Origin of the sequence: Nocardia abscessus NBRC 100374 (assembly GCF_000308455.1) — a bacterium.
GTDB classification, from domain to species: Bacteria; Actinomycetota; Actinomycetes; order Mycobacteriales; family Mycobacteriaceae; genus Nocardia; species Nocardia abscessus.
The window spans coordinates 77,912-103,093 of sequence record NZ_BAFP01000031.1; the positions used below are offsets into that span (position 1 = coordinate 77,912).

Annotated in this window: 24 protein-coding genes; 13 read left to right on the plus strand and 11 right to left on the minus strand. The window is 69.9% G+C overall.

Annotated elements, in window-relative coordinates; all coding sequences use genetic code 11:
- Positions 1-92 precede the first annotated feature (92 nt).
- Both groES and groL read left to right on the plus strand, forming a co-directional pair.
- A complete protein-coding gene (gene groES, locus ON19_RS05295; RefSeq protein ID WP_028479292.1) occupies positions 93-395 on the plus strand; it encodes a co-chaperone GroES in 303 nt (100 codons plus the stop codon).
- Between the two features lie 152 nt (positions 396-547).
- Positions 548-2,158 carry a chaperonin GroEL gene (gene groL, locus ON19_RS05300; RefSeq protein ID WP_043687693.1) on the plus strand — a complete coding sequence of 537 codons (1,611 nt, stop codon included), beginning with the start codon at positions 548-550 and terminating at the stop codon, positions 2,156-2,158.
- Positions 2,159-2,383: 225 nt separating this feature from the next.
- On the opposite strand, the gene ON19_RS05305 is transcribed toward groL, so the two are convergent.
- The 3 genes from ON19_RS05305 to ON19_RS05315 form a co-directional block, all read right to left on the minus strand.
- Positions 2,384-2,635 (minus strand): RskA family anti-sigma factor, encoded by a 252-nt coding sequence (locus tag ON19_RS05305; RefSeq protein ID WP_043687697.1) that lies wholly within the window; start codon positions 2,633-2,635, stop codon positions 2,384-2,386.
- A gap of 1 nt (position 2,636) precedes the next feature.
- Positions 2,637-3,212: a sigma-70 family RNA polymerase sigma factor gene (locus tag ON19_RS05310; protein ID WP_043687700.1), complete on the minus strand. Its 576-nt coding sequence runs from the start codon at positions 3,210-3,212 to the stop codon at positions 2,637-2,639.
- Between the two features lie 437 nt (positions 3,213-3,649).
- Positions 3,650-3,943 carry a WhiB family transcriptional regulator gene (locus ON19_RS05315; protein ID WP_040865039.1) on the minus strand — a complete coding sequence of 98 codons (294 nt, stop codon included), beginning with the start codon at positions 3,941-3,943 and terminating at the stop codon, positions 3,650-3,652.
- 629 nt (positions 3,944-4,572) lie between these two features.
- Between ON19_RS05315 and ON19_RS05320 the strand changes: the two genes are divergently transcribed.
- The 3 genes from ON19_RS05320 to ON19_RS05330 all read left to right on the plus strand — a co-directional run bounded on the left by ON19_RS05320 (position 4,573) and on the right by ON19_RS05330 (position 7,319).
- Entirely contained in the window at positions 4,573-5,460 is an 888-nt protein-coding gene (locus ON19_RS05320; protein WP_043687706.1) for a hypothetical protein, read from the plus strand.
- A gap of 130 nt (positions 5,461-5,590) precedes the next feature.
- A complete protein-coding gene (locus ON19_RS05325; RefSeq protein ID WP_043687710.1) occupies positions 5,591-6,169 on the plus strand; it encodes a sigma-70 family RNA polymerase sigma factor in 579 nt (192 codons plus the stop codon).
- On the plus strand, positions 6,162-7,319 hold the full coding sequence (locus ON19_RS05330) for an anti-sigma-D factor RsdA (RefSeq protein ID WP_043687717.1): 1,158 nt from the start codon (positions 6,162-6,164) through the stop codon (positions 7,317-7,319). Before ON19_RS05325 ends, ON19_RS05330 begins: the two co-directional genes overlap by 8 nt.
- A 223-nt stretch (positions 7,320-7,542) precedes the next feature.
- Here the strand turns inward: ON19_RS05330 and ON19_RS05335 are convergent, their stop codons facing one another.
- Entirely contained in the window at positions 7,543-7,956 is a 414-nt protein-coding gene (locus tag ON19_RS05335) for a DUF5319 domain-containing protein (protein WP_039795739.1), read from the minus strand.
- Positions 7,957-8,183: 227 nt separating this feature from the next.
- Here ON19_RS05335 and guaB point away from each other — a divergent pair, with 227 nt between their 5' ends.
- Both guaB and ON19_RS05345 read left to right on the plus strand, forming a co-directional pair.
- The gene (gene guaB / locus ON19_RS05340; RefSeq protein ID WP_083899151.1) at positions 8,184-9,728 is read left to right on the plus strand and encodes an IMP dehydrogenase; all 1,545 of its coding nucleotides are present in this window, start codon (positions 8,184-8,186) and stop codon (positions 9,726-9,728) included.
- A gap of 293 nt (positions 9,729-10,021) precedes the next feature.
- A complete protein-coding gene (locus ON19_RS05345; RefSeq protein ID WP_043687719.1) occupies positions 10,022-11,185 on the plus strand; it encodes a GuaB3 family IMP dehydrogenase-related protein in 1,164 nt (387 codons plus the stop codon).
- Between the two features lie 6 nt (positions 11,186-11,191).
- On the opposite strand, the gene ON19_RS05350 is transcribed toward ON19_RS05345, so the two are convergent.
- The gene (locus tag ON19_RS05350) at positions 11,192-11,992 is read right to left on the minus strand and encodes an alpha/beta fold hydrolase (RefSeq protein ID WP_043687721.1); all 801 of its coding nucleotides are present in this window, start codon (positions 11,990-11,992) and stop codon (positions 11,192-11,194) included.
- A 118-nt stretch (positions 11,993-12,110) separates the two neighbouring features.
- Between ON19_RS05350 and guaA the strand changes: the two genes are divergently transcribed.
- A complete protein-coding gene (guaA, locus tag ON19_RS05355) occupies positions 12,111-13,685 on the plus strand; it encodes a glutamine-hydrolyzing GMP synthase (protein ID WP_043687724.1) in 1,575 nt (524 codons plus the stop codon).
- Positions 13,686-13,745: 60 nt separating this feature from the next.
- Here guaA and ON19_RS41665 read toward each other — a convergent pair whose 3' ends face one another.
- From ON19_RS41665 to ON19_RS05365, 3 genes are all read right to left on the minus strand, one after another.
- Positions 13,746-13,886 (minus strand): hypothetical protein, encoded by a 141-nt coding sequence (locus ON19_RS41665; RefSeq protein ID WP_157229599.1) that lies wholly within the window; start codon positions 13,884-13,886, stop codon positions 13,746-13,748.
- 112 nt (positions 13,887-13,998) lie between these two features.
- Entirely contained in the window at positions 13,999-14,217 is a 219-nt protein-coding gene (locus tag ON19_RS05360; protein WP_043687726.1) for a hypothetical protein, read from the minus strand.
- A complete protein-coding gene (locus ON19_RS05365) occupies positions 14,210-15,862 on the minus strand; it encodes a PspC domain-containing protein (RefSeq protein WP_043687729.1) in 1,653 nt (550 codons plus the stop codon). Before ON19_RS05365 ends, ON19_RS05360 begins: the two co-directional genes overlap by 8 nt.
- Positions 15,863-16,083: 221 nt before the next feature.
- Between ON19_RS05365 and ON19_RS05370 the strand changes: the two genes are divergently transcribed.
- Positions 16,084-17,403 (plus strand): PspC domain-containing protein, encoded by a 1,320-nt coding sequence (locus tag ON19_RS05370; protein ID WP_083899160.1) that lies wholly within the window; start codon positions 16,084-16,086, stop codon positions 17,401-17,403.
- A gap of 130 nt (positions 17,404-17,533) precedes the next feature.
- A complete protein-coding gene (locus ON19_RS05375) occupies positions 17,534-18,169 on the plus strand; it encodes a response regulator (RefSeq protein ID WP_043687948.1) in 636 nt (211 codons plus the stop codon).
- Between the two features lie 46 nt (positions 18,170-18,215).
- Here the strand turns inward: ON19_RS05375 and ON19_RS05380 are convergent, their stop codons facing one another.
- Complete coding sequence (locus ON19_RS05380) at positions 18,216-19,337, minus strand: serine/threonine-protein kinase (protein ID WP_043687732.1); 1,122 nt, start codon at positions 19,335-19,337, stop codon at positions 18,216-18,218.
- Positions 19,338-19,731: 394 nt separating this feature from the next.
- On the opposite strand from ON19_RS05380, the gene imuA' reads away from it, so the two are divergent.
- Positions 19,732-20,523 carry a DnaE2-dependent mutagenesis accessory factor ImuA' gene (gene imuA', locus ON19_RS05385; protein WP_043687734.1) on the plus strand — a complete coding sequence of 264 codons (792 nt, stop codon included), beginning with the start codon at positions 19,732-19,734 and terminating at the stop codon, positions 20,521-20,523.
- A 100-nt stretch (positions 20,524-20,623) separates the two neighbouring features.
- Positions 20,624-22,138, plus strand: coding sequence for a DNA polymerase Y family protein (locus ON19_RS05390; protein WP_051168568.1), 1,515 nt, complete (start codon positions 20,624-20,626; stop codon positions 22,136-22,138).
- A 251-nt stretch (positions 22,139-22,389) separates the two neighbouring features.
- Here ON19_RS05390 and ON19_RS05395 read toward each other — a convergent pair whose 3' ends face one another.
- Positions 22,390-23,088: a class I SAM-dependent DNA methyltransferase gene (locus tag ON19_RS05395; RefSeq protein WP_043687737.1), complete on the minus strand. Its 699-nt coding sequence runs from the start codon at positions 23,086-23,088 to the stop codon at positions 22,390-22,392.
- A 186-nt stretch (positions 23,089-23,274) separates the two neighbouring features.
- On the opposite strand from ON19_RS05395, the gene ON19_RS05400 reads away from it, so the two are divergent.
- Entirely contained in the window at positions 23,275-24,030 is a 756-nt protein-coding gene (locus ON19_RS05400) for an alpha/beta fold hydrolase (protein WP_051168555.1), read from the plus strand.
- Between the two features lie 70 nt (positions 24,031-24,100).
- Here ON19_RS05400 and ON19_RS05405 read toward each other — a convergent pair whose 3' ends face one another.
- The gene (locus tag ON19_RS05405; RefSeq protein ID WP_043687740.1) at positions 24,101-25,063 is read right to left on the minus strand and encodes an SDR family NAD(P)-dependent oxidoreductase; all 963 of its coding nucleotides are present in this window, start codon (positions 25,061-25,063) and stop codon (positions 24,101-24,103) included.
- Positions 25,064-25,182: the final 119 nt, after the last annotated feature.

The window sequence follows — 25,182 nt, forward strand, 5'->3', positions numbered from 1 at the left end:
GGGGCTATGCGCAGGGTCAGCACCGTGACCAACCGATGAGTCCGGGGCAACAGTCCCGGACGACCGAATCCCCTGAAAGTGGAGGGCTCAACGTGGCGAGCGTGAACATCAAGCCGCTCGAGGACAAGATCCTCGTCCAGGCCAACGAGGCCGAGACGACGACGGCCTCCGGCCTGGTCATCCCTGACACGGCGAAGGAAAAGCCGCAAGAGGGCACCGTTGTCGCCGTCGGTCCCGGCCGGTGGGACGACGAGGGCGAGAAGCGCATCCCGCTGGATGTCCAGGAGGGTGACACCGTCATCTACAGCAAGTACGGCGGCACCGAGATCAAGTACCAGGGCGAGGAGTACCTCATCCTGTCGGCGCGCGACGTGCTGGCCGTCGTCACCAAGTAGCCGATCAGGCACGCATGCGTTCCGCCCCGGTGTCTTTCGCGACCCGGGGCGGAACGCGTTCGGCGCCGACATCCCGGCACTGAATCACGCGGTGCGAGCGACGGGCCCGTAGGCGTCCGGAGCGCCGCAATCCACTACAGGAGCGAATCCTCATGGCAAAGCAGATCGAGTTCGACGAGAAGGCTCGCCGGGCTCTGGAACGCGGCGTCGACAAGCTCGCCGACGCGGTGAAGGTCACTCTCGGCCCGCGCGGACGGCATGTCGTGCTCGCGAAGTCCTTCGGCGGTCCGACCGTCACCAACGACGGCGTCACCATCGCGCGCGAAATCGAGCTGGAAGACCCGTTCGAGAACCTCGGCGCGCAGCTGGTCAAGAGCGTCGCCACCAAGACCAACGATGTCGCGGGCGACGGTACGACCACCGCCACCGTGCTGGCCCAGGCGCTGGTCCGCGCCGGGCTGAAGAACGTTGCCGCCGGAGCGAATCCGATCGTCCTCGGCTCCGGCATCGCCAAGGCCGTCGACGCGGTCTCCGAGGCGCTGCTCGCGCTGGCCACCCCGGTCTCCGGCGAGCAGGCCATCGCGCAGGTCGCGACGGTGTCCTCGCGGGACGAGGAGATCGGCGAGATGGTCGGCAAGGCGCTGACCACCGTCGGCAAGGACGGCGTCGTCACCGTCGAGGAGTCCTCGACGCTGCAGACCGAACTCGTCGTCACCGAAGGCGTGCAGTTCGACAAGGGTTACCTCTCGCCCTACTTCGTCACCGATCCCGACAGCCAGCAGGCCGTCCTGGAGGACGTGTTCGTCCTGCTGCACCGCGAGAAGATCAGCTCGCTGCCGGACTTCCTGCCGCTGCTGGAGAAGGTGGCCGAGAGCGGTAAGCCGGTCCTGATCATCGCCGAGGACGTCGAGGGCGAGGCGCTGTCGACCCTGGTGGTCAACGCCATCCGCAAGACGATCAAGGCCGTGGCCGTGAAGGCCCCGTTCTTCGGCGACCGCCGCAAGGCGTTCCTCGACGACCTGGCCGTGGTCACCGGCGGCACCGTGGTGAACCCCGACCTGGGCATCACCCTGCGTGAAGCGGGCCTCGACGTACTCGGCAAGGTGCGTCGCGTCGTCGTCAGCAAGGACGACACCACGATCATCGACGGCGCCGGTTCCGCGGCGGACGTGGAGGCGCGCGTGGCGCAGCTGCGCCGCGAAATCGAGTCCACCGATTCCGATTGGGATCGCGAGAAGCTCGAGGAGCGGCTGGCCAAGCTGGCCGGTGGCGTCGCGGTGATCAAGGTCGGCGCGGCCACGGAGACCGCGCTCAAGGAGCGCAAGTACCGCGTCGAGGACGCGGTGAGCGCCGCCAAGGCCGCCGTGGAAGAGGGCATCGTGCCCGGTGGCGGCACCGCGCTGGTGCAGGCGAGCGCCAAGCTCGTCGAGCTGCGCGACTCGCTGTCCGGTGACGAGGCCGTCGGCGTCGAGGTGGTGCGCACCGCGCTGCAGGCGCCGCTGTACTGGATCGCCACCAACGCGGGCCTGGACGGCGCGGTGGTGGTCAACAAGGTGGCCGAGGGCAAGGAGGGCTTCAACGCCGCCACGCTCACCTACGGCGACCTGCTCACCGACGGCGTGGTCGACCCGGTCAAGGTGACCCGTTCGGCCGTCGTGAACGCGGCGTCGGTCGCGCGCATGGTGCTCACCACCGAGAGCGCCGTCGTCGACAAGCCCGCCGAAGAGCAGCACGATCACGGCCACCACGGCCACGCACACTGAGCGGAGTGCCGCTGCGCGGCACACCGTCGACAAGGCCCCCGAACCACGTGGTTCGGGGGCCTTGCCCGTCCTGGCGACAAGCCCAGGCCGCGGCGTGACTACCGCTGGTAGGCGAGGGTGTTCCGAAGCTCGACGCGCTATCTGCCGCGGGACGAAGGTCACCGGATGATCCGGGCGGGTCGGCCCGTACGCGCGGAGCGGGGAATGCCTGGCGGAACGCCGGATTCAGCTGGCGACCGGGGGCTGTTCGGCGGCGATGGCCGCGAGTAGGCGAGCACGCAGCGACGGCGGCGGAGTGGCCGCCGTGGCTGCGGCGAGAGCGGAGAGCGCTTCTTTCGTGTCTCTGACTTCTCTGACGAACTCCGCGCGTAGCACGGGGTCCTCGTTGTCGAGCAATTCCTGCACTTCCCGATGGTCTTCGTCGTCGATCGATCCGAGCGCGACGGTGTGCGCGAGATCGATCTGGCGTTCGTTCATCTCACGTCACCCCCAAACTTTTCTTCAGTCGTGTCAATCCGTCCCGAATCCGGGACTTAACCGTAGGTAACCCTACGTCGAGGTAGGTGGCTACCTCCGCATAGGTGCGCCCGCCGTAGTAGGCGAGCGAGATGGCTTCCCGCTGGGTTTCGGTGAGCGTGGCGAGACCGGCCAGGACGGCCTGCTGTTCGAACCTGCGCTCGACCTCTTCGGTGACCTCGTCGAATTCGTTGCCGAGGACCCGGATCCCGTACGCGACCTCGCGTTGGGTGTGGGCTTGCTCGGCGCGCACCCGGTCGACGGCGCGCCGGTGCGCGAGTGTCATCAACCAGGTGACCGCGGAACCCTTCGCCGGGTCGAAACTCGATGCCACCCGCCAGATCTGCAGATAGACCTCTTGCGTGGTTTCCTCGGCGTATCCGGGATCGTGCAGGACGCGCAATACCAGACCGAAGACGCGCGCGGACGTTCGGTCGTACAGTTCGGCGAATGCTTCCTGGTCGGCCCGGCCGCATCGATGTAAAAGCGCGGCGAGCTCGATACTTTCGGCTGCGCGTGCCGTAACCGCAGAATCCACCGGGGGTGGGAAGGCATCTCTTCGGAACGAGTCGCCCTCTGCGGCTGGCGGCCGCGTTGTCACAACGCTCCATTCTGTGTCATCGGTCACTACCGTAGCGCGCCGCTATGACCTCCCTTCCGGTGGGGTGCCCACAAGCTCGTCACGGGGTCGGCGCCGCGTGGCGAAAAGCGCCGACACGCCGGACATCTCGGGAAGAGACACGCCGTGACACGCCGAGCGCTGTCGCACCGGGCCGGAACCGGCGGGTGCACGGCTTCCGGCCTTCGCCACGGCGGCCGGCCGATCGATGGTGACCGATCGGAACCCACACGCCGACCTTCGGCGATGAACCGGTCAGCGTGTCGCGTGAGCGGTTCGGCCGAAGCACTGTTGCAGTGGCCCGTTATTTGCTAGGGATTCGACGCCCGTTGGCGTGCGGATGGGAGGAGATTGGTTCAGACGGCCATGCGGCGGCGGTTGCGCCGCGCGTGCATCTCACGCTCGGTCTCCGACATCCCGCCCCAGATGCCGTAGGGCTCGCTGACTTTCAGCGCGTGGGTGCGGCACTGCATGAGCACCGGGCAGGTGCGGCAGATCTCCTTGGCGCGCATCTCGCGCGCGGTGCGGGCTCGGCCACGCTCGCCGTCGGGATGGAAGAACACCGCGGAATCCTGCCCGCGGCACGATCCTCGCATCTGCCAATCCCAGACATCGGCGTTGGGTCCCGGGAGGTGGGTCGGCATGGGCATGGTGAACTCCTCGTGGTGCGAGCTCGTCAGCGTTGTCGAGCAGTTGTTCTGCAACAGTTCGTGGGCCACGACGCCGTGTCGGCGGGGGTACCCGGGGGGCTCGCCCCTCGCGGTCGCTGCAATTTCGCGCGGCGCCGTCCGTGGCGATGAGCTACGTTAGGTCCAGCCGCGAAATTCCGTCAATAGTTCGACGCAGCACTTTTCCAAATCTCGCGCTGTCAAATTTAACCTCCGAACTGTTTACTTTTCGTGTCGGTTCCGGCGATACTGTTCGGTTGGCCGTAGGCGGCTTGGTCCTACTTGTGCCGTGTGCCAGAGAGTTTTCGCAGGTAGCAGCTGTTTTTGCGGTGTAGCGCCGCTACGGCCGGGACGTCGGGCGTATGCCGGCCGTCACTCCGGACGCCGACAGCCTTCGCGGGACGTGGATCCGAAGATGGCGGAAACGGGGCCGGCAGGTTAATTACGCGAAACGCGCATGAATTCCCGACGCGGCAGCCGGGCGATTGCCGGGACTAGATTTACCTAATGGCAACATCCGCTGGGCGCGGAAATGCGGAGCGGATGCCGACCGGGTCGTCGATCACCTTTCGTCGTCCCGGCGCGCGCGGCGGTCAGGATAGAGTGCGCCCGTGTTCGCGCCCGCTCCGCTCGGAGATCCTCACGTCGCGGTCCTCGCCGAGGCCGCCTTCGGCGCCGATCCGGGTCGCGCCGCCGCCGAGTTGCCGCCCGCTTCCGACCCGCTCGGCCGGTGGTATCGCGCGGTGGTGCTCGGCGGCCAAGGACGTTACGCCGCGGCGCGCGCCGAATTGCGAAGGGTATGCAACCACAGCACCGACCCCGTACTCCTCTCACTGGCGAGAAGTACGGAGGGCTCTTTCCTCCGCCAGCTCGGCTGGCACGAGCGTGCGGCGGCGTTCGACGGCCGGGCGGCCGCGCTGATCCTCGCCGCCGATGCCGCGACGGAGACCGGCGCCGCCCGCGACGCGGCGGACGAGGTGGGCGGCTACCGGCCCAGCCGCGCCGACGCGATCTGCGACGCGCTCACCGGGCTGGCCGCCGACGCGCTGGGCACCGGGCGGCTCGCCCTGGCGGATCGGCTGCTGCGGCGCAGCGCGTCGGCGGCGCGCCGGTACGAGGCCGGCTGGCGTCCGGCGATTCGCCTGTGCTGGGTGTCCGCGGAAACGGCCTTGGCGACAGGCGATTCCGAGTCGGCGGCGGCGCACGCGGCGGCCGCGCTGGAGCTGGCCGACCGATCCCCCTCGGTGCGGCACCAGGTGAAGTCACGCCTGCTGGTCGCCGCGGCCGACACGGCGCGCGGCGCGCACGAGCGATCCGGCGTGTCGGCCGAGGAGGTCGCCCAGCGGTGCCGCGAGCACGGGCTGCTGCCGTTGCAGTGGGCTTGCGCCATGCTCCGCGCCGGATCGGGCGAGGAGAACGCGGCGGCCGAAGCGGCCGAGTGCGCGGCGGCAATCGCCCGTGGTGGCGGGACATTGCGCCCCTTGGTGGCGGGCAGCTGATCACGGAGACCACCGTGTTGCCCAGTTCCCGGCAACGGGTCGCTATTGTTAGTTCCGTTCCGCCCCTTCGGTGGAAGCACTGGTCGTCACCGGACCGTGCCACTTTGTAACGCCAGGAATATCTCTGACGATGACGCACACGGGCGAAGAGTTGGACCTCGCCGTCGCTGCCGCTGCGCAGGGCGACAGATCCGCTTTAGCTCAGGTACTGGAGATGGTCCGTCCGCTGGTGGTGCGCTACTGCCGCGCGCGGATCGGAGCCGCGGAGCGTGGGCAGCTCTCCGCGGACGACGTTGCGCAGGAGGTTTGCCTGGCTGTGATGACAGCCTTGCCCAGGTATCAAGACCAGGGCAGGCCCTTCATGGCCTTTGTATACGGAATCGCTTCGCACAAGGTCGCCGACGCGCATCGCAACGCCGCCCGTAACAAGGCGGAGGCGATGGCCGAAGTACCAGATGTCATATCCACCGACCAGGGACCGGAACAACGAGCTCTCGAATCCGAGACGAGCAGACAGATGAACCGTTTGCTCGCGACGCTTCCTGAGAAGCATCGGGAGATCTTGATCCTGCGCTTGGTCATGGGTTTGTCAGCGGAAGAAACCGCAGTCGCCGTGGGCAGTACGGCGGGTGCGATACGGGTGGCCCAACACAGGGCACTCGCGAAACTCAAGTCACAAGTGGCGAGGGCAGGTGAAATGTATGGCTAGGGATGGCGAGCGCGGTCGGGGTGACTGGAAGGCGCGGCTTGGATCGCGAAACAGCGGTCCCTACGCCGAGGCGTCCGGTGACAGCGGCCCGGTCGACATCGCCGCGGTACGCCGCGACGATGCTCTGATCGACGCCATCGCCAGCGATGGTCCGGTGCACACCGACAGCGCCGAGGAGTATCAGCTCGCGACGCTGCTCGCGGATTGGCGGGCGGAGCTGATCACGACTCCGATGCCGGCCGAACCGGACCTGGATGCGATCGTGGCCGCGGTCAACCAGGAGATCGGCGCGCGGCAGGTCCGCATCGGGGCGCACAGCGGCGGGCGACTGCGGCTGCTACGCCCGATCATGGGCACCGCGGCCGCACTGGCCCTGGTCATCGGCGGTATGACGGCGTTCTCGTACAACGCCGAGCCGGGTGATCCGCTGTGGCGGGTCAAGGAGGTCGTGTTCAGCGAACAGGCCCAGACCACCGTCGTACAGCGGGCGGACACCGATCTGAGCGAGGCGTCGACGCTCGTGACGCAGAACCCGGCGCAGGCGAAGGTGCGCCTCGAGCGCGCCAAGGAGAACGCCGCGCAGGTCAGCGATCCGGTCAAGCGCGCCGAGCTGATGACCGAGTGGGAGCGGTTGCTCGCGGAGCTGAGCAAGGTGAACAAGGATCTGGCCGACCAGCTCGGGTCGACGGTGCCCAAGACCACCGACCCGCGTGCCACCCCGGGCACCAGTGGGACCACGAAGCCCAACTCGACGACCGGCGGATCGACGATCCTGCAGCAGCCGGGCGAGCAGCCGGACAAGCCCTCGCCCTCGGCCGACGCGACCGCGCCGAACGGCGGTGGCACGACGAACGGCGGTGGCACCACGAACGGTGGCGGCACGCCGACCACGGCGCCTCCGGTGACGACGCCGCCGCCTGCGGCGACCACACCGCCGGCGACCGGGGAGCCCGCGCCGCCGCAGCAGCCGCCCACCACGGACGTCAAGCCGCCCACGGGTGAGCCCACCGCGGATACCGGGAATCCGACGGTGGCGCCGCCGCCGCAGCAACCGGCCACGCGGCCGCCGACGCAGGACAACAACGTGCCGCCGACCTTCAGCGTGCCGGTCATTCCCAACCCGGGCTCGTTCACGCCGCCCGGCCGCTGACCGAATATTTCGAACAAGACACGAACCGATCGCCAGCCAGGCGATCGGCTTTTTGTCTTTCTCGGGCCGGACAGTGCGAGAATCCGCGCATCAGAGGGGTACTGGCGGCGGGCCGGGTTTCGGCAAACGATTGGCGCCGTGATGGTGTGCGTCGAAAATCACAGCGGCAAGCGTGAGATACGCGGCCCTCGAAGAGGCCGCGTGCGTTCAGGCCGGGCCGGTCTCAGCCGTCGAATCCGTCGAATCCGTCGCCGTGGAAGGCCTCGTTCATCGAGGCGTCCGCGTATCCCCGGCAGTAGTCCCAGGTGACGTACGCTTCCGGCGTCGGGTCGTAGGCGGGCTCGTGCGGGCGGACCGTGCCGTCGACCAGCAGCTGCAGCAAGTTGGCGCGCAACATGTCCCAGTCGTGGTAGTGGTCCTGCCTGCAGTCTTCACAGCTGACCACAAGTCCGCGGATCCCGCGGTGGGCCAGCAGCGCCTCGTAGACCGCGAGGTCGGCGAGATCCTCCTCGACCGCAAGGCGCTCGTGGGGATCCAGCGGTTCACCGGGCTCGATGGCGTCGAGCGCGGCGGACGGGTCGGAGGGGTCTCCGGCGAACGGATCCGGCGGCAAGCCAGGTGGTAGATGGTCACGCACATCCCCACGGTACGCAGAACAGGGTGGTCTGCGCCAGCTATGCGGCCTGCCAGTTTCGGTGGTGGGCTCACTTCGTCGGCGAGTTCACCGGACAGATACCATGGAGCACAGGCTACGGCGGGCCACCACCGCATCGCCGCCGAACGCCACCGTCCATCCCATCAGCCGTCACGGCGCCGGTTCTGCCGGCGCCGGTCGCTATCGACGTCCAGGAGGGGTCGATCCGAATGAGTAATCCCGTACCGGGCGAACGAATCGCAGTCCGCCCTCCTACGGGTGGCGACGATCCGAACAAGATCGCCATGCTCGGCCTCACATTCGACGATGTGCTGTTGCTGCCTGCCGCCTCGGATCTCATCCCCAGCTCTGTGGAGACCTCCAGCTTGCTGACCAGGGAGATCCGTCTGCGCACCCCGCTGGTCAGCTCCGCCATGGACACGGTGACCGAGGCGCGGATGGCGATCGCCATGGCCCGTGCGGGCGGTATGGGCGTGTTGCACCGCAACCTCTCGGCGGCCGACCAGGCTTCCCAGGTGGAGACGGTCAAGCGCTCCGAGGCGGGCATGGTCACCGACCCGGTGACCTGCCGTCCGACCGACACCCTCGCCGAGGTGGACGCCATGTGCGCCAGGTTCCGCATCTCCGGGCTTCCGGTGGTGGACGAGACCGGTGCGCTTGTGGGCATCATCACCAACCGCGACATGCGTTTCGAGGTGGATCAGGACCGCCGCGTCGCCGACGTGATGACGAAGGCTCCCTTGATCACCGCGCAGGAGGGCGTGACCGCCGAGGCCGCGCTGGGACTGCTGCGCAGGCACAAGGTGGAGAAGCTGCCGATCGTCGACGGCAACGGGCGCCTGCGCGGCCTGATCACCGTCAAGGACTTCGTCAAGACCGATCAGTACCCCAACGCCACCAAGGACCGCGACGGCCGCCTGCTGGTCGGCGCCGCGGTCGGTGTCGGCGAGGACGCGTGGTCGCGTGCCATGACGCTGGCCGACGCGGGCGTCGACGTGCTGGTGGTGGACACCGCGCACGGTCATCAGGCGCAGGTGCTGCAGATGGTGACCAAGGTCAAGACCGAGGTCGGCGACCGGATCCAGGTGGTCGGTGGCAACGTGGCGACCCGTGCGGGCGCCGCGGCCCTGGTCGAAGCGGGTGCGGACGCGGTCAAGGTGGGCGTGGGCCCCGGCTCCATCTGCACCACCCGTGTCGTCGCCGGTGTCGGCGCACCGCAGATCACCGCGATCCTGGAGGCGGTCGCCGCGTGCAAGTCCGCGGGCGTCCCGGTGATCGCCGACGGCGGCATCCAGTTCTCCGGCGACATCGCCAAGGCCATCGCCGCGGGTGCGTCCACGGTGATGCTCGGCTCGTTGCTCGCGGGCACCGCCGAGTCCCCCGGCGAGCTGATCCTGGTCGGCGGCAAGCAGTTCAAGAGCTACCGCGGCATGGGCTCGCTGGGCGCCATGCAGGGCCGCGGCCAGGCCAAGTCCTTCTCGAAGGACCGTTACTTCCAGGACGACGTGCTGGCCGAGGACAAGCTGGTCCCCGAGGGCATCGAGGGCAGGGTGCCGTTCCGCGGCCCGGTCAACCAGGTGATCCACCAGCTGGTCGGCGGCCTGCGCGCGGCGATGGGCTACACCGGCTCGCAGTCGATCGCGCACCTGCAGGAGGCCCAGTTCGTGCAGATCACCGCGGCGGGCCTCAAGGAGAGCCACCCGCACGACATCACCATGACCGTCGAGGCCCCTAACTACACCGGACGGGGTTAGCCCGCTAGGTTCATGTACAGGACCAACCGGTCCGTGCATGATTGAGCGTGCCCACCGGCTGTGGCGGTGAGCACGCTGCGCGGCAGCTGGCGGCGCGTTCTGTGCTGCCCACCTGCCCCCATAAGTAACCACTGGAGGCGCGAGTCTTACGAGCGCCGTTCGCGGCCCGGCTCGCGTTCCAGCGGTCGAAGCGCATGCGACGGAGTCGCGAGTCTCGACCGCTGGAACGCGAGCCACCAAGGGGCCGCGAACACGCAGCGCCGCAGGCGCTGCCAATATTAAGGAGATTTCGCGTGCGCGACATGGTGGAGATCGGCATGGGCCGGACCGCCCGGCGTACTTACGAGCTGGACGACGTCGACATCGTCCCCTCGCGCCGGACCCGCTCGTCGAAGCAGGTCTCGCTGTCCTGGCAGCTGGACGCCTACCGCTTCGAGATCCCGTTCCTCGCGCATCCCACCGATGCCCTGGTGTCACCGGAGTTCGCCATCGAGCTCGGCCGCCTCGGCGGTCTCGGCGTGATCAACGGCGAGGGACTGTGGGCGCGGCATGCGGATGTCGGCGCGAAGATCGATCAATTGCTCGAGCTGGTCGGCAAGGGTGGGTACGAGCGCGCCGTGGCGCTGCTGCAGGAGCTGCACGCCGCGCCGATGCAGCCGGATCTGCTCGCCGCCGCCGTCGCGCAGGTGCGCGCCGCCGGTGTCACCGTGGCGGTGCGGGTGAGCCCGCAGAACGCGCGCACGCTCACCCCGGCGCTGCTGCAGGCGGGCATCGACCTGCTCGTGGTGCACGGCACGATCATCTCCGCCGAGCACGTCGGCGACGGTGAGCCGCTGAACCTCAAGACCTTCATCGCCGAGCTGGACGTGCCCGTGGTCGCGGGCGGCGTGAGCGATCACCGCACCGCCCTGCACCTGATGCGCACGGGCGCGGCGGGTGTGATCGTCGGCTACGGCTCCTACCCCGGTGCGACCACCACCGGCGAGGTGCTCGGCATCGGCGTGCCGATGGCCACCGCGATCGCGGATGCCGCCGCCGCCCGCCGCGACTACCTCGACGAGACCGGCGGTCGTTACGTGCACGTCATCGCGGACGGTGACGTCGCCACCTCCGGGCAGCTGGCCAAGGCGATCGCGTGCGGTGCGGATGCCGCCATGCTGGGCGTTCCGCTCGCCCTGGCCGCCGAGGCGCCGGGTCGCGGCTGGTACTGGCCGTCGGCGGCCGCGCACCCGTCGGTGCCGCGCGGTTCGCTGCTGCACGTCGACGATCCGTGGGATCTGGGTGGCGAGCCGGTCGGCGACACCGTGCGCCCGAGCCTGGAGCGGGTGCTCTTCGGTCCGTCCGACGATCCGTTCGGATCGCTGAATCTCGTTGGCGGACTGCGTCGTTCGATGGCCAAGGCCGGTTACTCGGATCTGAAGGAATTCCAGAAGGTCGGTTTGAGCGTGCGCGCGTGAACGGGTTCACCGCACGCGGGTCGGTTTCGTCCTGACGCGCAGGAACTGCTGGATCGCGTGGTTCACCGGCTCGGGGTGGGTCATCGTCACCGCCAGTCGCGCGTCCGCGATCTCGATGAACGTGGCGCCGGACAGCCCGTGGGCCAGTTCCTGGGCGCGCGCGCGGTCCAGGCCGCTGTGTGTGGGGTGAATCACCAAAGCGGGGCAGGAGATTTCGCGGAGGCGATCGAGCACCGAGTCCCGGCTCAGCAGGCAGCCCGCCGCGACCTCGATGCCGCGGCGGTCGCGCACCAGCCACCGCTGGGTCCAGATCGAGCGGTACCACTCGTCATCGCCGATCAGCCAGGAAGCCAGCTGGTGTACGGCGCGCTCGCGGGAGCCGTCGTCGTACCACCGCTCGAGGAACTTCTGCGTGGCGCTCGACTGCTCGGGGGTGGGGCCGTGGGCCTCGGTGCTGATCAGGATCAGCGCGGAGACGCGTTCCGGCGCGATCAGCGCGGTGCGCAGCGCCGTGAAGCCGCCCTGCGCGGTGCCGCCGATGACGGCCTGTTCGGCGCCGAGATGATCGAGCACGGTCAGCGCGTCCCTGGCCGCGGTCCAATAGGTGAAGGGTAGGCCCTCGTCCCTGGTGCGGCCGTGGCCGCGGGCATCCCAGGAGACGATCCGGAATTCCGGTGCGAGCGCGGCCGTTTGGGCGGCGAACATGGTGCGGTCCATGAGGAACTCGTGCGCCAGCAGTACCACCGGGCCGTCCCCGCCGCTGTCCTCGTAATGGATGTCGGCATCGATCGCGCGGGCGAAGGGCACGAGCAGAAGGATAACCAGCGAGCCGGGCCGCGCGTGACGATTCGGGCGGTCGGCTCGGCTCCCGCGCTGGCCGCTGTGCCGATGATTCGCTCGTTTCGCCGCTCACTAAACTGGGTGGGTGGCACAAACCCAGAGACCGGTCCTCGTCGTCGACTTCGGAGCACAGTACGCCCAGCTGATCGCACGGCGCGTTCGTGAGTCGAGCGTGTACTCCGAAGTGGTTCCACATACCGCGACGGTGGAGGAGATCGCCGAGAAGCAGCCGCTCGCGGTGATCCTCTCCGGCGGCCCGGCCAGCGTGTACACCGAGGGCGCGCCGCAGCTGGATCCGCGCTTGTTCGAGCTGGGGCTGCCGGTCTTCGGCATCTGCTACGGCTTCCAGGCGATGGCCCAGGCGCTGGGCGGCACGGTCGCGCACACCGGCACCCGCGAGTACGGGCGCACCGAACTCAACATCGACGGCGGTTTGCTGCACGGCGGCCTGCCCACCATTCAGCCGGTATGGATGAGCCACGGTGACGCGGTCACCGACGCGCCGGAGGGCTTCGAGGTCACCGGCACCACCGCGGGCGCTCCGGTCGCCGCGTTCGAGGACCGCGCGCGCCGCCTCGCCGGTGTGCAGTACCACCCGGAGGTGTTGCATTCGCCGCACGGGCAGCAGGTGCTGAGCCGGTTCCTGCACGAGCTGGCCGGCATTCCGGCCACGTGGACCCCGGCGAACATCGCGGATTCGCTGATCGCCTCGGTACGCGAGCAGGTCGGTGACAAGCACGCGATCTGCGGGCTGTCGGGTGGGGTGGACAGCGCGGTGGCGGCAGCGCTGGTGCAGCGTGCCATCGGTGACCGTCTGACCTGCGTGTTCGTCGACCACGGCCTGCTGAGGGCGGGAGAGCGCGAGCAGGTTCAGCAGGATTTCGTCGCCGCGACCGGTGCCAAGCTGGTGACCGTCGACGCGGTGGACAAGTTCCTCGGTGAGCTGAAGGGCGTGACCGATCCCGAGGAGAAGCGCAAGATCATCGGGCGGGAATTCATCCGGTCCTTCGAGGACGCGGTGGGTGAGGTGGTGCTCGAGCACGGCGACGCCGACGGCGAGGCGCCGAAAGTCGAGTTCCTCGTGCAGGGCACGCTGTACCCGGACGTCGTCGAGTCCGGCGGCGGCACCGGCACCGCGAATATCAAGAGCCATCACAATGTCGGCGGCCTGCCCGACGACCTGGAATTCGAACTCGTCGAACCGCTGCGGCTGCTGTTCAAGGACGAAGTCCGCGCGGTGGGCCGCGAGCTCGGTCTGCCCGAGGAAATCGTTGCCCGGCAACCGTTCCCGGGTCCGGGCCTCGCCATCCGGATCGTCGGCGAGGTCACCGCGGATCGGCTGGAGACGCTGCGCAGGGCCGACGCCATCGCCCGCGAGGAACTGACCGCGGCGGGTCTGGACCGGCAGATCTGGCAGTGCCCCGTGGTGCTGCTCGCGGAGGTTCGCAGCGTCGGCGTGCAGGGCGACGGCCGCACCTACGGCCACCCGATCGTGCTGCGCCCGGTCTCCAGTGAGGACGCCATGACCGCCGACTGGACCCGGCTGCCCTACGAGGTGCTCGAACGCATCTCCACCCGCATCACCAACGAGGTGGCGGAGGTCAACCGCGTGGTCCTGGACGTGACCAGCAAGCCGCCGGGCACCATCGAGTGGGAGTGATCTCCCGGCCGCACAGCGGGCGGTAGCCGCGCGCCGTCATCGGGCGAGTGGGTGACGAGCTCAGCGGGGGCGGTGGAAGGCGCTGTGCAGGATCAGATGGCCCAGAAGCGAGCCATGGGTGGCGGCGGGCCGGGGGCGGGGATCCGGCGGTGCGGTCCGCTCGGCCGGGGGCGCCTGATCGGTGGGTTCGCCGGGGTTCATTCGGATTCTCCTGTCGTACAACGACGAGGGGAGCGCGGTTCGGATATCCAGCGCTCCAGCTCGGGGACGAACACCGAACGGCCCGTCCGGATGGACGGGCCGTTCGGCGTGATCAGGGTCGTTTGCGCGGGGAGATCACCAGCACGATGCCGATGACGATCGCGGCGAGCACGATGATCCAACCGATCGGAATCATGCTGGCCGCGGGCCAGGACGCGGGGCCGACGAAGGCCCACGCGCTGACCGCGAGGGCCAGTAGACCCGCGATGAGCAGTGACGCGGCGGGGCCGCGGCGGGATTCGGTCGTCTCGTTCTTCTCGGTTTCAGCCACGCTGCACCTCCACGTTTCCGGCGCGGACGTCGATGTCGAGATCGAGCACCGGCGCGCCGGGAGTATTCGGACCGCTGATCCCCTCGACGCAGCGCGCCTCGGCCATGGTCGCCGTGCAGCGGGTGCGGACGGTCATGTCGGCGGGCAGCAGGATGCGGGCTTCGCCCATCCGGACGTCGAGGTCCACGGTGCGGTTCTCGGTCAGTTTCACCGATCGCAGGTCCAGCGTGCCCGCACCCATGGTCACCTTGTAGTTCGCCGCCAGGTCGGCGACGGAGGCCGGCGCCCAGTTGTGGTCGCCCATCGCGGCCTGGTCGAACTCGACCGGACCGACCGCGGAGGCGAGCAGCACGAACCCGGCGAGCGGCGCGGTGAGCACCAGCAAGCCGTAGCCGCGCCGCAGGAACGCCCCGAGCACCAGGCCGAGACCGATCACGGCCAGCGCCGCCGCGGCGATCCGGCCGGGTGTCATCCACTCCACGCCCGAGGCCGCTGCCGCACCCGCGCCTGCTGCCGCCAGGATGGCCAGGCCGATCACCACCGGCGTCAGCCGTGAGCGCGGGCGCTTCTGCGGCGGGGCGACGACGGTGCGGGCGGGGGTGGGTTCCGGGAGGTCCCAGGCGAGCGGAGCGACGCCGAGCGGGTCCCAAGACGGTGGGGTGGGACCGCCGATGATCGCGGGGTGAGCGGCCACGGGGCGGTGCGGGTTCGGAGTGCGCGCCGGTGTGTCGGCGGCGTCTTTGCCGAGTGCGACCGGTGACGTTCTCGCGATGGGGGCGGCCGCCGGTTCGTGTGCGGCCGAATCGGCTCGGCCGCTGTCGGTTGTGACCGGTCCGGCTGGATCGCCGACCGTGGGCGAACCGGCCTGGTCGCGGACAGCCGCGTCCGATCGGCTTTCGTCGTCGGCGGACGCGCTCGGTTCGAGCCCAGCAGGGGAGGTTGCCGACTTGTCCAGCACCACGGTCGCCGGGTCCTGCTCGTCTGCCGCGGGCTTGTTCAACGGGACCGTTGCCGCATCGCCGTTCGCGGCGTGTACGGGCGCCTCGGGGACGTACGAATCCGGCAGCTTGGTGTACGGCGTGTACATGGCGGTCGGCGGCACGTACAGGTCGCCGACGGTCCGGGGCGTTCCCGGCGGGAAGACCGCTCCGGGGTAGCCGGTGGCGGTGATCCCGCCGTCGGGGACGAATCCGCCGAACGCTTCGGCGGTACCGGGCGGCGGGTTGGGCGTGCGCAGGTGCAGCATCCACCAGCCCGCCAGCATCAGCGCGAGGCTGATCAGGCCGGATCCGCCGAGGCCGACGCCGACCGGGCCCATCGTGCTGACCGCGATGGCCAGCGCCACGATCAGCACGATGGTCTTGGTCTGGGACTGCGAGCTGGAGCCCTTGCCGACCAGCGACTCGGCCGCGGACGCCTGGTCGCCCACCGCGCTCAGCAGCAGCCAGGCCAGCAGGTACAGCACGATGCCCGCGCCGCCGAAGATCGTCGAGACCACGAACGCGACGCGCACCAGCACCGGGTCGATCTCGTAGCGCCGCGCGAACCCGGCCGCGACGCCCGCGACCGGTCCCTGTCGCGGCAATCGGACCGGCCGGGTCTGCCATATCTGCTGGACCTGGTCGCCGAAGCTCGTTTTCGTCATGTTTCTCATGGTGTGCCCGACTCCCGTGTCGGCGCATCGGGGGGAACCCTGAAAAACCGCCTGAACACTTTGGACCGATCCACCGATGTAGCAATCATCCAGCTATGTGCGGCGGTCAGTGGCGCGCGGCCGTTTCGGCCTGGTCGAGGCGGGTGCCGACCAGCAAGATCAGGGTGATTACCGATGGCTGGCAGCTGCGTAACCGTGCCAGTATCGAAGACATGTATCCGTCTGTTCCCGCGTTCGACACCCGGGGGTTCGACGCTGCCCGCGGGCTGGGACCCGCGCCCGCGCCGGTTCCCGGGCCGCCGCAGGTGCGGATGGTCCGCCGTTCCGGTGGCCGGATCGTCGGCGGGGTGGCGGGCGGTCTGGCCGACCATCTCGGCGTCGACGTGTTCAAGGTGCGGATGGCATTCGTGCTGCTGTCCGCGCTGGCCGGGGCGGGCATCATGGCCTACGGACTGCTCTGGATATTCACTCCCGGCGGCACGGACCAGGTGAAACCGTCGGGTGCGGAGCGTCGGCAGGCGATCGGGCTCGCCATGCTCGGGCTCGGGCTCGCGGTCGCGGTGTCCTGGGTGTTCAGCGGGACCGCGGCGAAGGTGATCGCGCCGATCATCGTGGTCGCGGTCGGCGCGGCGCTGGTGTGGCGGGAGTACGACGTCGACGGGCCGCGTTCGCTGCTCGGGCTGCCCGCGCGGCCCTCGGTGGTGACCTGGTCGCGCATCGTCGCCGGGGCGACGCTGATCGTGGCCGGTCTCGGCGTGGTGGTGCTGGCGCGGATCGACCTGAGCTCGCTCGGGTCGGCGCTGCTCGCGGTGGCGGTCACACTGATCGGCGCCGGACTGCTGACGGTTCCGCTGTGGCTGCGCATGATGCGCGCGCTGAACACCGAGCGCGCCGCCCGTATCCGCAACGAGGAGCGCGAGGAGATCGCCTCGCACCTGCACGATTCCGTGCTCCAGACGCTCGCCCTCATCCAGCGCCAGGCCGACGACCCGCAGGAGGTGCTGCGGCTGGCCCGCAGCCAGGAACGGGAACTGCGGAGATGGTTGTTCGAGGATTCCGGTCCGGCGCAGTCGAGCCTGGCCGCGGCCCTGCGGACCATCGCGGGCGAGGTGGAGGACCAGCACGGAGTGAAGGTGACGCCGGTGACCGTCGGCGACGTATCGATGGACGTCGACGGCTCCGGTTCGGGTCTGCCCAAGGAACACTTCACCGCTCTGCTCGGCGCGAGCAGGGAAGCGCTGGTCAACGCGGCCAAGCATGCGGGCGTCCCGGAGATCGACCTGTTCGCCGAGGCCGAGCCGCATCAGGTGAGCGTCTTCGTCCGCGACCGCGGCTCGGGCTTCGACCTCGCGTCGGTGCCGGAAGACCGCCGCGGTCTGGCCAAATCCATCCGCGGCCGGATCGAGCGCCGCGGTGGTCAGGTGGACATCGTGTCGACGCCGGGCCGCGGCACCGAAGTCCGGATCACCATGCCGCGCACGGACTCCGGTTGCCGGCTCCCGGACGAAGAGCCCGCTCGAGCTGCTCGCTAGTCGTCGGTTCCGCACCGGTCCAGGTGGGTTCTCGCGGCTCCGCGGAGCGCGTGCGGTGTGTGCGGAGCGCGTGGGGGATGGGTGTGGTACGGGTTGGGGGTCAAGGGTCAGTTAGGAGAAGTAGGTGGCCGTGCGGGTCTTTCTCGTCGATGATCACGCCGTTTTCCGGTCGGGTGTGCGTGCGGAACTCAGCCGGGAGGCGGACATGGAGGTGGTCGGGGAGGCCGGCGGGGTGGCGGAGGCGGTGGCCGGGATCAACGCCGAGCGTCCGGACGTCGTCCTGCTCGACGTGCACATGCCCGACGGGGGTGGGGTCGCGGTGCTGGCCGGCATCGAACCGGGGCCGGTGTGCCTGGCGCTGAGCGTGTCCGACGCGGCCGAGGACGTGATCGCGGTGATCCGGGCCGGAGCCAGAGGGTATGTGACCAAGACGATTTCGGGCGCCGAACTGGCCGACGGCATCCGCCGGGTTGCGGGTGGCGACGCGGTCTTCAGTCCGCGCTTGGCCGGCTTCGTCCTGGACTCGTTCACCGGGAAGTCTCCGGTACCCGAACCGCCCCTTGACCCCGAACTCGACTCCCTGACCCCGCGCGAGCTGGAGGTGCTGCGCCTGCTCGCGCGCGGCTACACCTACCGCGAGATCGCTGAAGCCCTCTTCATCTCGGTCAAGACCGTGGAAACGCACGCCTCCAACGTGTTGCGCAAAACCCAGCAGTCAAACCGCAACGCACTGACCCGCTGGGCCCACCACCGCCGCATCGACTGACCGCGCCGCGCGGATCGCCGCGGCGTTTCGGATACGTGCGAGGACGTCAGAGAACGGCGACGATGATCGCGATGATGATGATCAGGCCGATCAGGAGGCCTACGGCGATGGCCAGGGGGGCGTTGCTCGGCTGCGGGTTCTTGGCGCGCTGCGCGGGCGGGGCCGCGGCCGCCCCGGCGAGGTTGCGGTGCGGGCGGGGGAGCGGCGTGGAGTGGGGGCTGCGGATCCCGGACGCCGAATTGCGCGCGGCCCAGGCCGGGATGGTTCCGTCCTCGGTGCGCACGGGCGCGCCGAGAATGTACGGTCCGGTGCCGGGGCCGAAAGCGGCGGTGAGGATTTCGTCCCGCGCCTCGGCCATGGTCGGCCGCCGCTGCGGCGCCGGTTCCATCATGTGCAGCAGCGCCTGGGTGAGCACGCCGCTGCGGGTCGGCGGGATGATCTGCGCCATGGCGGCGCGGTGCACGATGACGTCGCTGTCCTCGTCGAAACCGAACGGCGGCTGCCCTTCGATCGCGGTGTAGAGCGTGGCGCCGAGGGAGAAGACGTCGCTGGCCTTGGTCGGCTGCGCTCCGCGCGCCACCTCGGGGGGCAGGTAGGAGGGGGTGCCGGTGATCACGCCGTCCGGTTCGTCGGATGCCTCGCCCGCACCGCGAGAGATGCCGAAGTCGCTGAGTTTCGCCATGCCCAGGCCGGGGCCGCGGTCGGCGACGAGGATGTTGCCCGGTTTGATGTCCCGGTGCACGATGCCGACCGCGTGTGCGGCGGCCAGCGCGTCGGCGACCTGGGCGCCGATCTGCGCGACCTCGACCGGCGGCAGCGTGTCGACCAGCGCGAGTGCCTTCGCGACGCTGCGCGAGGGTAGGTGCTCCATCACCAGCCAGGGTTCACCGGCCTCGAGCACCACGTCGTACACGGCGATCGCGTGGTCGTGCGAGAGCTTCGCGGCGACCCGGCCCTCGTGCATGATCTGGTTGCGGACCGCCTCGGCTTCCTCCTCGTCGAGCCCGGCCGTGGTGAGCACCTGCTTGATCGCGACGTCCCGGTCGAGCAGGCGGTCGTGCGCCAACCAGACTGCGCCCATGCCGCCCCCACCCAGCTTCGACTGGAGGCGGTAGCGGCCTGCGACGAGGTATTGAGGGCCGACAGTGGGACGAGCGCGTTCGGTCACGGTGCGAGGGTAGCGGAAAATGGGGCTAGCTGGCCTGATTCGTGTTCGCGCATGCCAGGGACATGCGCACGAATCGCGCGCCGCGCCCGCCCTCGGACTCTCGGTTCGGATGCGTGCCGCCCACCATACCGATAAACGGGGACTGGACGTAGTAGCCAGGGGCACGCCGCGTTCCCGGTCGCAGCTCGCATCGGCCCATATCACTGCGCAAGAGGAGACGCGGCCGCGACACTCGGCCGGAACTCTTGACGAAACCCGGGGGTCGGTTTCTACTGAGTCCGTATCGAACGTATATTCGATATCGATCGATAGCTGAATCGGTGCTGCCGCTCGAATCACGAGGGCCGCTCCGCATGCTTCGCCTCGGGTCCATCGTGGGAAGTAGGTGGTTGAGATGGGTTCGGATGCGATGTCGCAGGGAGGGGTGGATCGGGACGCGCTGCCGCGCGGTGGGGGGCGGCAGGGCGCTCCCACCCTGGATGAGCTGCGTAGACGCATGGCAGCGGTACCGGGGCGCGGTGAATCGGCAGCGCAGCGGCTCCCGCTCGACAGCGGCGGTTCACGGAGAGCGGCGTTGCCGGTGCCCGCGGCGCTCGCTCCGCTGTTGCCCGATGGTGGCTTGGTCAAGGGTTCCGTCGTGGCGTACACGGGTGCGAGTTCGCTGCTGGCCGGTCTGCTGGCCGCGGTGACCGAGAGCGGTGGGCATGCCGCGGTGGTCGGCATGCCTCGGCTCGGTCTGCTGGCCGCGGTGGAAATGGGGGCGCAACTGCGGCGACTGGCCGTGATCAGCGATCCCGGCCCCGACCCGGTGGAGGTGGCCGCGGTGCTGCTCGACGGGCTCGATCTGGTCGTGCTCGGGCTCGGGGGCGGCGCCGTCGCGCCCGCCCGCAGCCGGGTGATCGCGGCTCGCGCCCGCAACAAGGGCGCCACCCTCGTGGTCGCCGACGGTCGCTGGCCCGGCGCGTCCCTCCAGCTCGACGCCCGCGTCGCGGGTTACACCGGTCTCGGCCGCGGGCGCGGACGCTTGCGCTCGCTCGGCTTGACCGTCGAGGTGCGGGGCAAGGCGGGACCACCCCGGCGCGGACGGCTGGATCTGTGCCCGAATGCGGGTCGCGTGGAATGGGTGCTGCGCGAAAAGGCGGCTCGGCCAGTGGAAGCCATCGATACCCAGGAGGCGGTGTCGTGAGCGCGGCTGAGGAAGGCAGCGCGTCGCCGTGATCCGGCCGGGGTCGAAGCGGGTGCTGGCCCTGTGGTGCCCGGACTGGCCCGCGGTCGCCGCGGCGGCGATGGCGGGGCTGCCCGCGACGCGGCCGGTGGCGGTGCTGTTCGCCAACCGGGTGGTGGCGTGTTCGGCGATCGCGCGAGCCGAAGGGGTGCGCCGCGGCCTGAAGCGCAGAGAGGCGCAGGCGAGGTGCCCGGAGCTGTTTCTCGCGCAGCAAGACCCGGATCGGGACGCGCGGCTGTTCGAACCGGTGGTCGCGGCGGTGGCCGAGACGGTGCCCGGCGTGGAGGTGCTGCGTCCCGGATTGCTCGTGCTCGGCGCGCGCGGTGCGGCGCGATACTTCGGGTCCGAGGAGGCGGCGGCCGAGCGCCTGGTCGACGCGGTGGCCGCGGCCGGGGCGGAAGCGCAGATCGGGATCGCCGACGAGCTGTCCACGGCGGTGATCGCCGCCCGGCGCGCCGCTGTCGTGCCCGCGGGCGCCGGAGCGCGGTTTCTCGCGCCGCTGCCGGTGGGGGAACTCGCGGTCGAGCCGAGCCTGGCCGCCCCGGAACGCGCCGACCTGGTCGACCTGCTGCACCGCTTGGGCTTGCGCCGGATCGGTGATTTCGCCGCCCTTACCGCGGCGGAGGTCGCCTCCCGGTTCGGGACCGACGCGGTGCTGGCGTATCGCTGTGCCAGGGCCGAGCCGGAGCGTCCGCCCTCCGCGCGGCAACCGCCGCCGGATCTGGTGGTGGAGTACCGCTGTGATCCGCCGATCGAGCGGGTCGATGCGGCGGCCTTCGCCGGGCGCCTGCTCGCCACCCGGCTGCACAGCGCGCTCGCGGACGCCGGGCTGGCCTGCACCAGGCTCTCGGTGCACGCGGAAACCGCGGCGGGGGAGGATCTTTCGCGGATCTGGCGCTGTGCGGAGCCGCTCACGCCGGAGGGTACGGCGGACCGGGTGCGCTGGCAGCTGGACGGCTGGCTCACCCGGCGCGACGGCGCGCGGCCCACCGCGCCGATCACCGTGCTGCGGCTGGAACCTGTCGAGGTGGTCACGGCGGGCGCACTGCAACTCGGGTTGTGGGGCGGGGCCGGGGAAGAGGACGATCGCGCCCGCCGGGCGCTGATCCGGGTGCAAGGGCTGCTCGGCGGGGAAGCGGTGCGGGTCGGCGTGCTCAGCGGCGGCCGCGGACCCGCCGAACGCATCACCATGGTCGCGCTGGGTGACGAACTCGTCCCCGCGGCCGACCCCGCGCAGCCCTGGCCGGGCCGGCTGCCCGAGCCCGCCCCCGCCGTGCTCCTGCTGAACCGTCCACCGGTGCGGCTGGAAGCCGCCGACGGCGCGCTCGTCAAAGTGACCGATCGCGCCATGTTCGACGCCGACCCCGCCCTGCTGCGCTGGGGAAGCAGACAGTGGCGGCTGACCGGCTGGGCGGGACCGTGGCCGGTGGACGAGCGCTGGTGGGCGCCCGATTCGGACGACACGGAGTTCACCGCCCGCGCGCAGGTCCAACTCGATGACGCCCCCGCTGCCGACAAGGTCCTGCTGCTGGTCTATCACGACGAAACATGGTGTGCCGAGGGCCTTTACGATTGACCGGCCCCAGCAGGATCGTGTGATCGGTAAGCGTCGGCTCTGTTCGACCGCATCGCGCTGCTACACACCCGCCGAGCTCGGGTTGCTCTCGGCCGGTACAGGCTTGTCGCTGAACGGAATCGGCGTCGGGAACCAGCGCTGCCGCGTCACCGTCCGGTCTTGCGACTCTCCTGCACGACCGGCACGGATACCTCGCGATCCTCCGCGGGACCGCCGACGCGCAGTGACGAGTGGGTGGTGATCGGCTCCAGTCACTCCTGGCGTGACCACACCGTCGCCAAGGTGAACGGATGTCCGCGCAGGGCGGCCCATTTCGGCTTGCGCGCCAGCCACGCGTCGTCCACCACCGCCTCGGCGACTTCGGTAAGGGTCCACCCGGCGGCCAGACCCGCCGACAGGTGCTCGCTGATCAGATGCAGATGCGTGCTGATCGCCACCGGCTCGCCGGAGGGATCGGTGTAGTGCGTCGGCATTCCGGACACCATGATGAATTGGGGGTGATAGCTGACCAGAACGCAGCGCGCGCCCGGTGCGGCCAGGCGCCACGCCTCCGCGTAGAACGGCGCCAACTCCGGGAGGTGCTCGTCGATCAGCGAGGCGATCACCAGGTCGTAGGCGCCCTCCGGCAGGCCGGTGGCCCGCACGTCCGCGCGGGTCAGCGTGGTGTGGGCGCCGCGTTCGGTGGCCAACGCCAGCATTCCCTGGCTCACGTCGACCCCGTCGATGTGCGGGATTCCGCGCTCGCGCAACCAAGTTCCGGTTCGCCCGGTGCCGCAGCCGAGGTCGGCCGCGCGCCGCACTCGGCCGAGGTCCAGTCGCAGTCGGCCGAGCAGCGCGAGATCCATCTCGTCCAGGACCGTCTGCTCGTAGGTGGACGCCCACCCGTCGTATCCCGTGGCGACGTCGACGGTGCGGTAGTCGCGACGGTCGAAATCGGCGAAGGAGGGCATGCCGCGAGTATTGTTCCGAGCTCGCTCCCACGCCAGGCATTTACCGAGCCGCTCGAAACATCCTCGGCCGCGCGGGAGTTCACTGATTACGGGGTGCAAGCGCCACTCGTACCGCATTTTCACCGGCAGGTGATCCGTGCTACACCGCGCAGGTCGAGTGCATAACAGCCGGTATTCTCGTTCGTCGTGGATCTGACGGTGGGCCAAGTGGCTTTCGGTGACGTGCGGATCGCCTATCGGGATTCGGGTGTGGGCGCGGTCAGCGACATCCCCGTGCTGCTGGTGCACGGCATGGGCGGCGACGGGCACACCTGGGACCGGTTCGCGCGTGTCCTGGTGCAATCCGGACGTCGTGTGATCATCCCCGACCTCCGCGGACACGGCCGCAGCTCGCACACCGATTCCTATCTCTTCGACGATTTCGGCGACGATCTGCTGCGCCTCTGCGACCAGCTGGAGCTGCCCTCGGTGGACCTGGTCGGGCATTCGCTCGGCGGCTACGCGGTGTCGCGCGTGGCGCAGGAGCGGCCGGAGCTGGCGCGCAGGCTGGTCATCGAGGAGTGTCCGCTCCCGTTGCAGTCCGGCGCCGAGGAATTGCGCCTGACCCGTCGCTTCCCCACCGTGCCCGAACTGTGGCACGCCACCTCCAGCCTGGTCCGGCACCCACGCGCGGTGCTCGCGTTCGACCGATCCATGACGAAGACGGCGCTCGAGCAGTTCCGTAAGCCGAACCCGGAGTGGTGGGACCGGCTCTCCGACATCACCGCACCCACCTTGGTGTTGTGCGGCGGACCGGGCGGCATGGGGGATCCGGACAAGCTCGCCGTCCTGCGGGCCGGTCTCGCCGACTGCACGGTGACTATGTTCACCTGCGGTCACAGCATCCATCGCGACCGCTACCGGGAGTTCGCCGCGGCCGTCCGGCCGTTCCTGGCGGGCTGACCGCGTCCGGCTAGCGCCCAACGCGCGGCTTACACGCTCGTCCTGGCTTCTCGGTGCGAGACCGCCGGGTTCACCAATGCGTGCCGGGCACCCATCGGGCAGCGCGCCGCAAGGCCGTGCCCGTGACCCGCCGCGCGGCCGACCGGGGCCGTCGCGGGGGAAGCACATCAGCTGGTTCGGCCGTTTCGTCGTCGAGCGCGGTTTGCTCGCCCTTGGCCGCGGGGGAGTCGGGCAGGGAGCGGTAGTAGCGGTGCAGGACGCGGTCGCGGATCTTCGGGGTGAGCAGGGCGCCGTACTCGGCGATGGTGCCCAGCGGAACGTCGATGCGTTTGGGCCGTTCGATCAGCGCGCGCACGATGGTCGCCGCCGCCCACTCGGGAGACTCGGCGGGGCCCTGATCGCCGCTCGGGACGATCATCGGCGTGCGCACCAGCGGCAGGTGGATGGTGGTGAACGTGACGCCGTCGGCCATGGTCTCCACGGCCGCCACCTCGGTGAACTTGTCCAGCGCCGCCTTGCTGGCCAGATATGCCGAGAATCGCGGCGTGGCCATCTGCACCCCCGCGCTGCTGATGTTCACGATGTGCCCGAACTTGCGTTCCCGCATCTGCGGCAGCAGGGCCAGCGTCAGCCGCAGCGCGCCGAAGTAATTGACGGCCATGGTGCGTTCGAAGTCGTGCAGCCGGTCGGTGGAGCGGTGGATGGCGCGGCGGATCGAGCGGCCCGCGTTGTTCACCAGCATGTCCACCTGGCCGTGTTCGTCCAGGATGGTCTCGACGACGTGGTCGACGGAGTCGGAATCGGTGATGTCGCAGGCGTACCCGTGGGCCGAGCCGCCCGCGGCCCTGATCTCGTCGACCACGGCGGCGAGTTCGTCGCCGCGGCGCGCGAGCAGGAACACCGCGGCGCCCTTGCTCGCGACGGCCACCGCCGCCGCCCGGCCGATGCCGGAGGACGCTCCGGTGATGAGGACGTGCCGTCCGGTGAGGTCACGGTTGCGGCGCCGGGCGGGCTCAGCGGCTGCGTCGGTCATCGCTGCTCCTTTGCAGGTCTGGTGGCCAAGAACTTACTCCGAAGTAAGTTAACTGCCAAGTAGTCCTGGTCACAGGTCGAGAATGCCCGTGCCGGCCGCCGCGGCGCGTCGTCCGGTGT

What these genes read in the sequence shown, in the direction of transcription:
- ON19_RS05395 (WP_043687737.1), bottom strand. Translation starts at nt 23,088, where the DNA reads ATGCCCTCCTTCGCCGATTTCGACCGTCGCGACTACCGCACCGTCGAC.
- ON19_RS05370 (WP_083899160.1), top strand. Translation starts at nt 16,084, where the DNA reads ATGTATCCGTCTGTTCCCGCGTTCGACACCCGGGGGTTCGACGCTGCC.
- ON19_RS05315 (WP_040865039.1), bottom strand. Translation starts at nt 3,943, where the DNA reads ATGCCCATGCCGACCCACCTCCCGGGACCCAACGCCGATGTCTGGGAT.
- groL (WP_043687693.1), top strand. Translation starts at nt 548, where the DNA reads ATGGCAAAGCAGATCGAGTTCGACGAGAAGGCTCGCCGGGCTCTGGAA.
- ON19_RS05325 (WP_043687710.1), top strand. Translation starts at nt 5,591, where the DNA reads ATGACGCACACGGGCGAAGAGTTGGACCTCGCCGTCGCTGCCGCTGCG.
- ON19_RS05390 (WP_051168568.1), top strand. Translation starts at nt 20,624, where the DNA reads ATGGCGGGGCTGCCCGCGACGCGGCCGGTGGCGGTGCTGTTCGCCAAC.
- guaB (WP_083899151.1), top strand. Translation starts at nt 8,184, where the DNA reads ATGAGTAATCCCGTACCGGGCGAACGAATCGCAGTCCGCCCTCCTACG.
- ON19_RS05330 (WP_043687717.1), top strand. Translation starts at nt 6,162, where the DNA reads ATGGCTAGGGATGGCGAGCGCGGTCGGGGTGACTGGAAGGCGCGGCTT.
- imuA' (WP_043687734.1), top strand. Translation starts at nt 19,732, where the DNA reads ATGGGTTCGGATGCGATGTCGCAGGGAGGGGTGGATCGGGACGCGCTG.
- ON19_RS05305 (WP_043687697.1), bottom strand. Translation starts at nt 2,635, where the DNA reads ATGAACGAACGCCAGATCGATCTCGCGCACACCGTCGCGCTCGGATCG.
- ON19_RS41665 (WP_157229599.1), bottom strand. Translation starts at nt 13,886, where the DNA reads ATGAACCCCGGCGAACCCACCGATCAGGCGCCCCCGGCCGAGCGGACC.
- ON19_RS05405 (WP_043687740.1), bottom strand. Translation starts at nt 25,063, where the DNA reads ATGACCGACGCAGCCGCTGAGCCCGCCCGGCGCCGCAACCGTGACCTC.
- ON19_RS05365 (WP_043687729.1), bottom strand. Translation starts at nt 15,862, where the DNA reads ATGACGAAAACGAGCTTCGGCGACCAGGTCCAGCAGATATGGCAGACC.